The sequence below is a fragment of the Stanieria cyanosphaera PCC 7437 genome (genome assembly GCF_000317575.1).
Taxonomy (GTDB): Bacteria; Cyanobacteriota; Cyanobacteriia; order Cyanobacteriales; family Xenococcaceae; genus Stanieria; species Stanieria cyanosphaera.
This window is the reverse complement of sequence record NC_019748.1, coordinates 2,581,900-2,594,076: the sequence shown is the minus strand read 5'-3', so window position 1 is coordinate 2,594,076 and position 12,177 is coordinate 2,581,900. Positions and strand designations below refer to the sequence as shown.

Annotated in this window: 12 protein-coding genes; 9 read left to right on the top strand and 3 right to left on the bottom strand. The window is 37.2% G+C overall.

The annotated features are described in order from the left end of the window. Positions 1–798 precede the first annotated feature (798 nt). The 8 genes from STA7437_RS11225 to STA7437_RS11190 all read left to right on the top strand — a co-directional run bounded on the left by STA7437_RS11225 (position 799) and on the right by STA7437_RS11190 (position 7,726). On the top strand, positions 799–1,215 hold the full coding sequence (locus tag STA7437_RS11225) for a phosphomannose isomerase type II C-terminal cupin domain (RefSeq protein WP_015193501.1): 417 nt from the start codon (positions 799–801) through the stop codon (positions 1,213–1,215). Positions 1,216–1,337: 122 nt separating this feature from the next. Further along, complete coding sequence (locus STA7437_RS11220) at positions 1,338–1,703, top strand: HesB/IscA family protein (RefSeq protein WP_015193500.1); 366 nt, start codon at positions 1,338–1,340, stop codon at positions 1,701–1,703. A 139-nt stretch (positions 1,704–1,842) separates the two neighbouring features. Next, positions 1,843–2,220, top strand: a complete 378-nt coding sequence (gene rpsL, locus STA7437_RS11215) for a 30S ribosomal protein S12 (protein ID WP_015193499.1) — start codon at positions 1,843–1,845, stop codon at positions 2,218–2,220. Between the two features lie 286 nt (positions 2,221–2,506). Beyond that, positions 2,507–2,977, top strand: a complete 471-nt coding sequence (gene rpsG / locus STA7437_RS11210) for a 30S ribosomal protein S7 (RefSeq protein WP_015193498.1) — start codon at positions 2,507–2,509, stop codon at positions 2,975–2,977. Positions 2,978–3,138: 161 nt separating this feature from the next. Beyond that, a complete protein-coding gene (fusA, locus tag STA7437_RS11205) occupies positions 3,139–5,214 on the top strand; it encodes an elongation factor G (RefSeq protein WP_015193497.1) in 2,076 nt (691 codons plus the stop codon). Positions 5,215–5,233: 19 nt separating this feature from the next. Next, positions 5,234–6,463 (top strand): elongation factor Tu, encoded by a 1,230-nt coding sequence (tuf, locus tag STA7437_RS11200; RefSeq protein WP_015193496.1) that lies wholly within the window; start codon positions 5,234–5,236, stop codon positions 6,461–6,463. Between the two features lie 174 nt (positions 6,464–6,637). Beyond that, on the top strand, positions 6,638–6,955 hold the full coding sequence (rpsJ, locus tag STA7437_RS11195; RefSeq protein ID WP_015193495.1) for a 30S ribosomal protein S10: 318 nt from the start codon (positions 6,638–6,640) through the stop codon (positions 6,953–6,955). Positions 6,956–7,078: 123 nt separating this feature from the next. Then, a complete protein-coding gene (locus STA7437_RS11190; protein WP_015193494.1) occupies positions 7,079–7,726 on the top strand; it encodes an LON peptidase substrate-binding domain-containing protein in 648 nt (215 codons plus the stop codon). Between the two features lie 12 nt (positions 7,727–7,738). Here the strand turns inward: STA7437_RS11190 and pheA are convergent, their stop codons facing one another. Then, positions 7,739–8,584, bottom strand: coding sequence for a prephenate dehydratase (gene pheA, locus STA7437_RS11185; RefSeq protein ID WP_015193493.1), 846 nt, complete (start codon positions 8,582–8,584; stop codon positions 7,739–7,741). Between the two features lie 143 nt (positions 8,585–8,727). Here pheA and STA7437_RS11180 point away from each other — a divergent pair, with 143 nt between their 5' ends. After that, a complete protein-coding gene (locus STA7437_RS11180; RefSeq protein WP_015193492.1) occupies positions 8,728–9,318 on the top strand; it encodes a DUF1997 domain-containing protein in 591 nt (196 codons plus the stop codon). Here the strand turns inward: STA7437_RS11180 and STA7437_RS11175 are convergent. Continuing rightward, complete coding sequence (locus STA7437_RS11175) at positions 9,315–9,950, bottom strand: ribonuclease HII (RefSeq protein WP_015193491.1); 636 nt, start codon at positions 9,948–9,950, stop codon at positions 9,315–9,317. The genes STA7437_RS11180 and STA7437_RS11175 overlap by 4 nt on opposite strands. A gap of 19 nt (positions 9,951–9,969) precedes the next feature. Continuing rightward, positions 9,970–11,919 carry an Rne/Rng family ribonuclease gene (locus STA7437_RS11170; protein ID WP_015193490.1) on the bottom strand — a complete coding sequence of 650 codons (1,950 nt, stop codon included), beginning with the start codon at positions 11,917–11,919 and terminating at the stop codon, positions 9,970–9,972. Positions 11,920–12,177 lie beyond the last annotated feature (258 nt).

The following is a 12,177-nucleotide window of genomic DNA, read 5'->3' as shown; positions in this document are numbered from 1 at the left end:
TGAAGCTTGATTATTATTTTGTTAGTCTCAAATAAGTAAATAGTTTTTTTATCGCCAAGCTATCAGAATTTTGTTCGAGTAACAAATGATTGTTTTGGTTGGTTATGTGGTTGTAACTAAGCTCAGTTACATCTAGTTTGTCTATTTTTAACGCTGAACTCGCGAGCAGGCTTTAAAACATTTAGTAAACTAACGGTTTATCAACTTCTGACAATATTGTTACTATAGATTGTCTTAATTATTTATTTTAATTTTAAATCTTATATACTTAAAACCCATTTATCCCAAGTTTATTATCCTTTCATAACTTACCGTAAGTCTTTTTTAAACAAGCGAAAAAATTCTTTAGTACCAAAAAATTTCTATTCTGTCTATTATTGACTAGAATATTTTAAGTATTTATCACTAGATATTGTTTTTGGATTAATTCCGCTCCACTTGATCGTCACGTTCTGGAAATTGATAACTTAGTCTAAGCTAAAAACCGTAATTTAAATTTAAGTCTGCATCAAAATCTACAGACAAGTAATTATTTGTTGTTATTATTTTAACTAAGTAAATACACTTAAACAAAATTACTAAATCAAATTATATCAAAATTGTAAACTTGGTAAATAATTTGAGGAAATATCATGAAGATTTAATATAGCTGCTTCAATTTAGAATTGTAGCTCTTCTCGTTTCTAAAAATTATCTGTTATCTTTTGCATAGGTTCTAGATATCATTCATATAAATAAATTATCTTAGAGCCAACCAAATTCAATTCAATTTTTTTGACCTACAAACTTTGTAAAAAAATGCCTCAGTCTACCAAAGCTATCCAAGAAAAACCTCTTCTAGATTTACCCGAATCTTTTGTTCAATCAGGAATTGCTGCAACAGAAATTCGTCCTTGGGGTTCTTTTACAACTTTAGAAGAAGGAAAAGGATATAAAATAAAAAGAATTGAAGTAAATCCAGGTCATCGTCTTAGTTTACAGATGCATCATCATCGTAGTGAACACTGGATTGTTGTTTCTGGTACAGCTAAAGTAATTTGTGGCGATACTGAAATGATCCTCAGTAGCAATCAATCAACTTACGTGCCTCAATGTACTGCTCATCGTCTGGAAAATCCAGGAGTAATTAAATTAGTTTTAATAGAAGTTCAAAACGGAGAATATCTTGGAGAAGATGATATTGTTCGTTTCCAGGACGATTACTCTCGTCAATAATTGAAAATAGGTGAATTTGTTGTTTAAATAATTTAGTTTTCAATATATTTTTGTGTTGGAAGTAGTTTTGCTGTAGCATTGACTATAAAATTAAATCAATTTAAGTAGCAGTTAGTTTTGTGATGATTTCTATTAGTCAAACTGCAGCAAAAGAAATTAAAAGAATACAACTAAGTCGTCAACAACCAGATAGTCAACTGAGATTAACTATCAAATCGGGTGGCTGTTCTGGTTTATTCTATGTTTTGAACCTAGAACCAAATAACCAACACAATTTAGAGCAAACAAGTCAAACAGATCATCTTTACGAATCTAATGGAATTAAAATCATTGTCAATCAAGAAACTTTTTGCTATGTTGAAGGTCTACAATTAGACTACTCTGAAGATTTAATGGGCGGTGGTTTTCGTTTCCAAAATCCCAATGCAATCAGTAGCTGTGGTTGCGGTCTATCTTTTACTTGTAAGAGAGATGAAACAATTAAGTAATTCAGCTAGGTTTAGTTTTGCTCTTACTTGCTATTATATTTTATAATTGGTTGACACCATCAACCTTATTTGTATATTATTAGGATTTGTCGACTATTGTAATTTCGAAGACCAGCAATTTGTTCTTAATACATGACTCATGCCCACCATCCAGCAACTAATCCGTAGCGAACGCGCCAAAATTCAGAAAAAGACTAAATCCCCCGCTCTCAAAGAATGTCCTCAGCGTCGTGGAGTTTGCACAAGAGTATATACCACAACTCCCAAAAAACCTAACTCAGCTTTAAGAAAGGTTGCTCGGGTTCGACTGACCTCTGGATTTGAAGTTACAGCTTATATTCCAGGAATTGGACATAATTTGCAAGAACACTCTGTAGTTCTTATTCGTGGTGGAAGAGTTAAAGATTTGCCAGGAGTAAGATATCATATAGTTCGTGGAACTTTAGATGCTACTGGTGTTAAAGATAGAAGGCAGGGTCGATCCAAATACGGCACTAAACGCCCTAAAACAACTTGAGTTTGTCCTTAATCTCATCAAAATTAGGGCGACTCAAGGCATCCTCTAATTAAACAAGGAAGGGATGCCCTTTTTAGTGAATTGCTATATTGATTAAACGTGCGTTTTGTGATGTTTAATAATTTGTCTTGATGTTTAGGGACTTAAATTAGTCCTGGCAAGCTTTCAAGCTGAGACAATTTTAAGGATATTTTGCTATAAAGTATCCAATAATCTAGGGCAAATTGTATAGTATCAAAAATTACTAAATATATAGTTCCTTAAATATTGATTGTAAATAAAAACTATGTCTCGTCGTTCAATTAAAAGAAAACGCCCAGTTCCTCCAGATCCAGTTTACAACAGTCGTCTGGTGAATATGACTGTTAGACGTGTAATGAGTTCTGGCAAACAGTCACTTGCTACTCGTATAGTTTATGATGCCCTCACAACTATAGGTTCAAGAACTGGTAATGACCCTTTGGAAGTATTTGAACAAGCGATTAAAAATATTACACCTCTAGTTGAAGTTAAAGCGCGTCGAGTCGGTGGTGCAACCTATCAAGTTCCTATGGAAGTAAAATCTTCAAGAGGAACAACTCTAGCTTTACGTTGGCTAGTACATTTTGCTCGTGCGAGAGGAGGTCGCACTATGGCAAGTAAATTAGCGAATGAAATTATGGATGCTGCCAACGAAACTGGAGGCGCAATCAAAAAAAGAGAAGAAACTCATCGTATGGCAGAAGCAAATAAAGCTTTTGCTCATTATCGGTATTAAAAAGTTTTACATAATGATACTACAAAGTGGCAAAAAAAACCGCGACGGATTTCCCTCCACTGTCGCTGGGAGCTTATGCTACTAAAAGTATAGAATTGTAAATAGTGTAAAAAAATAACAAACATTTAATAACTTGCCTGGCAAGATTTAAGGAGGTATCTGTGGCACGTAGTATCCCACTAGAAAGGGTACGAAATATAGGCATCGCGGCTCATATAGACGCGGGCAAAACAACAACTACCGAACGTATCCTGTTTTACACTGGTATTGCTCACAAGTTGGGTGAAGTCCATGAAGGTACGGCAACTATGGATCATATGCAGCAAGAGCAGGAAAGGGGAATCACCATTACTGCTGCTGCGATTAGTACCAGTTGGAAAGATTGTAAAATTAATATCATTGATACACCAGGACACGTTGACTTTACCATTGAAGTAGAACGTTCAATGCGGGTCTTAGATGGTGTTATCGCTGTATTTTGTTCTGTAGGTGGGGTACAACCCCAATCTGAAACCGTTTGGAGACAAGCAGACCGATATCAAGTACCTCGAATTGCTTTTGTCAACAAAATGGATCGTACTGGCGCAAACTTTTTTAAAGTTTACGAACAGATTAAAGATCGTCTCAGAGCAAACGCTGTTCCGATTCAAATTCCGATTGGTAGCGAAAACGAATTCCAAGGAATTATTGATTTGGTAAGAATGCGTGCCAAAATTTACAAAGATGATCTCGGCGAACAGATTGAAGATGTTGAAATTCCTGAAGAACTACAAGAATTGGCAAATGAATATCGCGCCAAGATGATTGAAGCAGTTGCAGAAACTGATGAAGCACTTCTGGAAAAATTCATGATGGAAGAAGAGTTTTCTGAAGAAGAAATCAGAACTGCTTTACGTAAAGGAACGATTGATGGGTCAATCATGCCAATGCTTTGTGGCTCTGCTTTTAAAAATAAGGGCGTTCAGCTTTTATTAGATGCAGTGGTAGATTATTTACCCGCTCCTACAGAAGTACCTGCAATTAAAGGAACTTTACCTGATGGTACAGAAGCAGTCAGAAAATCTGATGATAATGAGCCATTTTCTGCTCTTGCTTTTAAAATTACCTCAGATAAATATGGTCGTCTAACTTTTATCAGAGTTTACTCAGGTGTTCTTACCAAAGGTAGCTATGTCTACAATGCAACTAAGGATAAAAAAGAGCGCATTGCTCGCTTAGTTGTTTTAAAATCCAATGAACGGATTGAAGTAGACGAGCTAAGAGCAGGAGATTTAGGTGCTGCTGTTGGTTTGAAACTAGCGACAACTGGGGATACTCTTTGTGATGAAGATAAACCAATCATTTTAGAGTCACTGTACATTCCCGAACCAGTTATTTCAGTGGCAGTAGAGCCTAAAACAAAAGGCGATATGGAAAAACTATCTAAAGCCTTACAAGCTCTATCAGATGAAGACCCAACTTTTCGGGTTAATACCGATGCAGAAACCAATCAAACTGTTATCGCTGGAATGGGTGAGTTGCACCTAGAAATTCTGGTTGACCGAATGCTACGAGAGTTTAACGTAGAAGCTACTGTGGGTAAACCTCAGGTTGCTTACCGTGAAACTATTCGGAAAAACAGCAGAGCGGAAGGCAAATGGATTAAGCAAAGTGGTGGTAAAGGTCAATACGGTCATGCTGTGATCGAAATTGAGCCTGGACAACCTGCAAGTGGTTTTGAGTTTGTCTCTAAAATTGTTGGTGGGGCTATTCCTAAAGAGTATATTCCAGCCGTAGAACAGGGAGTTAAAGAGTCCTGTGAATCAGGAATTTTGTCAGGTTATCCTTTGATTGATGTTAAGGTAACTCTGGTTGATGGTTCTTACCATGATGTAGACTCCAACGAAATGGCATTTAAGCTAGCTGGTTCTATGGCAGTTAGAGAAGCTGTAATGAAAGCATCTCCCGTATTGCTAGAGCCTGTGATGAAAGTTGAGGTGGAAGTTCCTGAAGATTTTCTTGGGGATGTCATGGGAGATTTGAACTCTCGTCGTGGCAACATTGAAGGCATGAACTCTGATGATGGTCAATCAAAAGTATCTGCTAAAGTACCATTAGCAGAAATGTTTGGTTATGCCACAGATATTCGTTCTAAAACGCAAGGACGTGGTATCTTCTCTATGGAGTTCAGTAACTACGAAGAAGTGCCTCGTAATGTAGCAGAGGCAATTATTGACAAAAACAAAGGGAACGCATAATTAGAAAAGGAATAAATTCATGGCACGCGCAAAGTTTGAAAGGACAAAAGACCACGCCAATATCGGTACTATTGGTCACGTTGACCACGGTAAAACTACTTTAACCGCAGCAATTACTCTAACTTTAGCTGCTTCTGGTAAAGCAAAAGCCAGAAAGTACGATGAGATTGACGCAGCACCTGAAGAAAGAGAGCGTGGTATTACAATTAATACCGCTCACGTAGAGTATGAAACCGATAATCGTCACTATGCTCACGTAGATTGTCCTGGACACGCTGACTACGTGAAAAATATGATCACTGGTGCAGCACAAATGGATGGAGCAATTCTAGTTGTATCTGCTGCCGACGGTCCAATGCCTCAAACTCGCGAGCATATTTTGTTAGCGAAACAGGTAGGGGTTCCTAGCTTGGTGGTGTTTATGAATAAACAAGACCAAGTAGATGATGAAGAACTACTTGAATTGGTAGAACTAGAGATTCGTGAGCTTTTAAGTGAATACGATTTCCCTGGTGACGATATTCCTATTGTTTCTGGTTCTGCATTACTTGCTTTAGAAGCTTTAACCGAAAATCCTAACATCAAACAAGGCGAGAATGAATGGGTAGATAAGATCTATGCACTTATGGAGAACGTAGACTCTTATATTCCTACTCCTGAGCGAGAAATTGATAAGCCTTTCTTGATGGCCGTAGAAGATGTGTTCTCAATCTCTGGTCGTGGTACGGTTGCTACTGGTCGGATTGAACGCGGTAAAGTAAAAGTTGGAGAAACTATCGAAATCGTCGGTATTGAAAACACTCGCAGCACTACCGTAACTGGAGTAGAAATGTTCCAGAAAACTTTAGATGAAGGTTTGGCTGGAGATAATGTCGGAGTATTACTTCGTGGGATCAAAAAAGAAGAGATTGAGCGGGGAATGGTATTAGCTAAACCAGGTTCAATCACTCCTCATACTCAATTTGAAGGCGAAGTTTACGTTTTAACCAAAGAAGAAGGTGGTCGTCATACTCCTTTCTTTAAAAACTATCGTCCTCAGTTCTACGTTCGTACTACTGATGTAACTGGCACAATTAAAGACTACACTGCTGACGATGGTAGTGCAGTAGAAATGGTTATGCCTGGCGATCGCATTAAAATGACTGTAGAATTAATCAATCCAATTGCGATCGAACAAGGAATGCGCTTCGCTATCCGAGAAGGTGGTCGCACCATCGGTGCTGGAGTTGTTTCTAAAATTCTTAAGTAGGACAACCAAATGAAGCAGGGCAGATAGGTGGTAAGCTATGGCTTCGCACTTATCTGCTTCTTTTAGTGTTTTGAAAAAAGAAAAACATTCTGATTATTTTCATTCTCAAACGCTAAAAAAATCTTTTATTTATTGCGTAAAGCTCAAATTTCCGAACCTTGACAATTAAAGATTATGGCAACTATTCAACAGCAAAAAATTCGCATTCGTTTAAAAGCTTTTGACCGACGTTTACTTGACACATCTTGTGAAAAGATTGTTGATACGGCCAATAGAACTAACGCTACAGCTATTGGACCAATTCCTTTACCAACTAAAAGAAAAATTTACTGTGTTTTGCGTTCTCCTCACGTAGATAAAGATTCTCGTGAACATTTTGAAACTCGTACTCATCGCCGAATTATTGATATTTATCAGCCTTCATCTAAAACTATTGATGCTTTAATGAAATTAGATTTACCTGCTGGAGTAGATATTGAAGTCAAACTTTAAAATACTTTAGCTAATCAATTGTATGAACCCCTTAAGCAGAAATATAAGGGGTTTTTGTCTATCTTATTTGGATAAAATTCGTTAAAGTAAAAAAGTAAGAATTTCGCAAGCAAGCAGTCAAATATGGCATCATTTTCTTCTTCTACTGCTGTTAGAGAACTTCCCCTATTTCCACTTCCTGAAGTTGTTTTATTTCCAGGTCGTCCTTTACCGTTACATATTTTTGAATTTCGGTACAGGATTATGATGAATACAATTTTGGAATATGATCGTCGTTTTGGAGTTTTGATGATCGATCCTGCCACAGGGGAAATCTCTTCAGTTGGTTGTTGTGCTGAGATAGTACATTTTCAGCGTTTACCCGATGATCGCATGAAAATATTGACTTTGGGACAACAAAGATTTCGAGTTTTAGAATATGTCCGAGAAAAGCCTTATCGAGTAGGTTTAGTAGAATGGATTGAGGATCAGCCACCGACCAAAAATTTGACTCCATTAGCTCAAGAAGTCGCTCAGTTACTGCAAGATGTGGTTCATTTATCAGCTAAGTTGACTGATCAAAAAATTGAGCTTCCAGAAGATTTACCTGATTTGCCTGTGGAATTGTCTTATTGGGTAGCTAGTAATCTTTATGGAGTAGCATCAGAACAACAAGCGCTACTAGAAATGCAAGATACTGCTGTTCGTCTAGAACGAGAAGCAGAAATTCTTACTTCGACTCGCAATCATTTAGCTGCGCGTACGGCTCTTAAAGATGTTTTAAATAAATAACCAAAACTTTAATTACAATTGCACAGTAAGAAGATCGTAGTTACCAAATATTTTTAAAACTTCAGTATATTCAGACAACTCTGATAAAACAGTTTGAAGTGAAGCATTACAAATATTTCTTTCAATATCAATAAAAAAGATATATTCACCTAAAGAACGTTTAGTAGGACGAGACTCAATTTTACTTAGGTTAATTCCTTGGCGAGCAAAAATTTGCAGCGGTTTGACTAATGCTCCAGGAGCATTTTCTGGCAAACTAAATGCTAGGGAAAGATAGCTGCCTTTAGTAGTAGGATTTAGACTTAAAACCCAAAAACGAGTACAGTTATCAGGATAATCATTAATATGGTCGGCAAGAATGGGAATATTATAAAGTTTAGCTGCTCGAGGAGAAGCGATCGCTGCTGCGGTAAGATCGTCTCTAAGGTATTGCAAAGCTTCAGTAGTTGAGTTGGTGGGAATAAGCTTCACCGAAGGAAGAAACTGCTCTAACCATTGTTGACATTGACCAAGAGCTTGAGGATGAGAATAAACAGTTTTAATCTCTTGCCAAGATAAGCTACAAGATAGAAGAGCATGAGAAATTGGTAAAACTAAACTTTGAATAATTTTTAACTGTTCTAATTGCCAAAGAGTATCTAAAGTAATCGCTACACTGCCTTCAATCGAATTTTCGACAGGAACAACGGCTAAATCTACTTCTTGATTTGCTACAGCTTTTGCTGCTAAAGCAATGGTTGGGTAGGGAGATAAAACAACTTCAGGCTGATCATTTTGACTTAACCAATTAGCATAAGCTAAAGCTACCGTTTCGGAGTTAGTTCCCGTAGGGCCTAAATAAGCAAGAGAAAGCTTCATAAGTTTCAATGAGCAGTTTTTTATTTGTTTTACAACAACAATGTCTCTAAAGACGAGAAATGTAAAGTTTCTCTGGAAAAGTTTTTTTTGAAGAAATGTAACTTAAAATTAATAAAAATACGATACTTAAGTTTTATTTAGATATGCAAGTTTGTTTTAAGGCTTCTGAAACAGTAGAAATACTTATAGAAGAACAAGAAGTTCCCGTTCAACATTATTTACGTCAGCCACAACGATTAGTTAAGGCGATCGCTAATCCTCAGTTAATGAAACAGTTAGCGGAAAATTTGTATGAATTAAAAATGCGTTCCCTTAATTTTATGGAGATTTATCATTTTCAACCTATTGTTATTCTTAAGGTTTGGTCGGATACTCAAGGTAACGTTTATTTAAAATCTCAAGCTTGTGAAATTAAAGGTATTGAATATATTAATCGACGTTTTTCGCTGCAATTAAAAGGAATTTTATATCCAGAAATAAATCAAAATAAAACCTGTTTAAAAGGTCAAGCTGATTTAGAAGTCAAAGTAGAACTACCACCACCTTTAATGTTAACTCCTAAGCCGTTATTAGAAATGGCTGGTCATCAATTATTGAAAAGTGTTTTAGTCAGAATTAAACAAAAATTGGTGACTCAACTGTTGAAAGATTATCATCAATGGGTTACTCAAGAAGTTCAACAAGAAGAAGTGACTCTTGGTAACAAAATTTCAACAGATTTTGGTTTAACTTAAACTTTGTTTTCCAATTGACAAGGACGAAAAGAAGTCCGATGAAGCGGAGAAAGTCCATACTGTTTAAGAGCCAAACGATGCTTGCTGGTAGGATAACCTTTATTATTAATCAGGTCATACTCTGGGTAATCAGAAGCTAAATTAACAATTAATTCATCTCGCCATACCTTAGCCAGAATACTAGCAGCAGCAATAAGAACCGAATTGCGATCGCCTTGGACAAGAGTTTTTTGTTCTATAGGTAGTTCGGGAATTGGAAATTTTCCGTCTACTAGACAAAGAACTGGCGTTACTTTTAATTCAATTACTGCTCGTTTCATCGCTAGTAGAGAAGCGTGGAAAACATTAAGTCGATCTATTTCTGCAACGCTAGCACTAGCAATTTGCCAATCAGTAGCGATCGCTCGAATTAATTGACTTAATTGTTGTCTTTTTTTTGCTGATAGTTGCTTACTGTCTTTAACTCCAATGTCACTCAATTTAAATAAAGATGAAGCTGGTAGGACGATTACTGCTGCAACGACAGAGCCAAATAAAGCACCTCGCCCTACCTCATCTACTCCAGCTATCAAAGCATTTTCCTCGATTAGCTTGGGTAAAAAAGAATTATCCAAAAATTGATTACAGTTCACTGTAACTAACTAATTTTATTTAAACTGATAACTCTGTTTGTGCCGATGAACGACGACGGCGACGACGGCGTGCATTATTATTGTCTTCTGCTTCCGTGTCTGCTTCTACTTCTGCTTCTGTTGTCACTTCTATTTTTAATTCAGGAGGAGTTATCGTTTCAGTTTCCTCGCTCACTACTGGTTCATCAACATCAGTAACAGACTCTATCCCAGAATCTGTTTCAATTGTTGCCGTTGCTTGATTGCCATCAGTAGGATTTTGAATCAAAACTAAAACTGATTTAGGATCTTTAAACTCTCGTTCTAAACGAACTAAAGGAGATATGCCCATCAAAGCATAAACTTCTTGTTCTAAATCACTCATTTCTACAGAAACTTTTTCTAAATTAGTTTCATCTCGCCGAGAAGGACGATTTGATTGCACCCTAGATTTACGTTCTTCAGGTACATAATTAGGAGTATCTCCCTCAAAATCGCGAGTTATAACGACAGGATTTAATTCAGTTTGCTCGTCTTTGAGCAAAATATCATTAAGACGGCGACGACGACGACGACGATTATTATTTCCTTGCTCTTGATAGTTGGGATGATTGAGTAATTCTGGAGGGGAAGGACTAGGATCGTAACCTAAATCGAGCGAATAATCGGAAATGTTATTTTCTTGAGTATAAGGCAGACTGGGAATCGCTGCTGGTGGTGTAACCGGTGGAGTTTCTAAAGACTCTCCTTCAGATTTTCCTGGTAAATGAACTAAATGTCCTAAACCACCACAAGTAGGACAAGTTTGACCAAATAATTCATAAATATTTTTTCCTTGGCGTTTACGAGTTAATTCTACTAAACCAAGTTCCGAGAGTTGGGCAATTTGGGGTCTAGCTTTATCTGCTTTGAGAGCTTTATTAAAATGTTCTAACAGTTTTAGTTGATCTCGTCGTGAGTCCATATCGATAAAATCGACAATGATCACACCACCAATATTACGTAGACGCAATTGACGAGCAATTTCGGTTGCAGCTTCACTGTTAGTCCATAAAACAGTTTCACGAGCAGTAGCAGAACGAGTAAAAGAGCCAGAGTTTACATCAATTACCGTTAAGGCTTCGGTGGGTTCAATGATAATATAACCACCTGATGGTAATTCTACTCTAGGTTTAAGTGCTTCACGAACTGCTGCATTGACTCGATAATACTCTAGGATTGGTTGACGTTCTCGATGATGATCGATAAAAACTCCTTGAGGAGAACGACCACCAGCCCAATTGGTTAAATGTTGTTTGACTCGTTTAACTCCTGCTGGTGAATCAACCACAATGCTATTAACATCAGCGGAGTACATATCTCGCAAAACACGCTGAATAAAATCATCATCTCGATTAAGCAGCGCTGGAGGTCTGGTAGAAGAGGCTTGATATTGAATTGATTCCCACTGTTTTTGGAGAAATTCTAAATCTTCCATAATTGCTTCTTCAGCCTTACCTTCAGCTTCGGTTCTCACAAGTAAACCCATGCCAGCAGGTTTAATGAGAATGGCTAAAGCGCGTAAACGGTTACGTTCATTGTCATCTCGAATTCTTCGTGAAAGTTTGACTCCTTTACCGTAAGGCATTAAGACTAAATATCGTCCAGGCAAGGTGATATTACCAGTGAGTCTTGGTCCTTTGTTACCAGTTGGTTCTTTCATTACCTGAACTAAAACTGTTTGTTGTGGAGTTAATAGTTCAGTAATTGCTCCGGCCGTTTTTTTTAAACGTAGAGGTCCTAAATCTGTAACATGGATAAAACCGTTGCGTTCTGCATCGCCTATATTAACAAAGGCAGCATCTATACCAGGAATAACGTTTTCAACTGCACCAAGATAAATATCGCTCACCTGTTGATTGCCTGTGGCAACAATCAATTCCTGAATTTGATCTTCCCAAAAAACGGCGGCGATATGATGCTGTTCCGCAATAATAATTTGTTTTGGCATTAATTTTCCTCAAAATTTTTTTAGCAGGTTGAGACACCTAAACGCTGTGTCCAGCAACATTGCTTAATGTAAAGAATTTATGCAATAAAAAACTAAACTTCATCTATGTTTGAAAATAAGCCAGATTGCACTTTTTAACTAAGTGCTTACGTTTGCCCTGACTACCTCGTTATGCGATTATATTTTCACTAGCGAGTTGCTCGCCTGTGGAAGAAGCGGGTTCTTCTCTTCTAGAAAAACCATTTGGCGCAAGAGCCT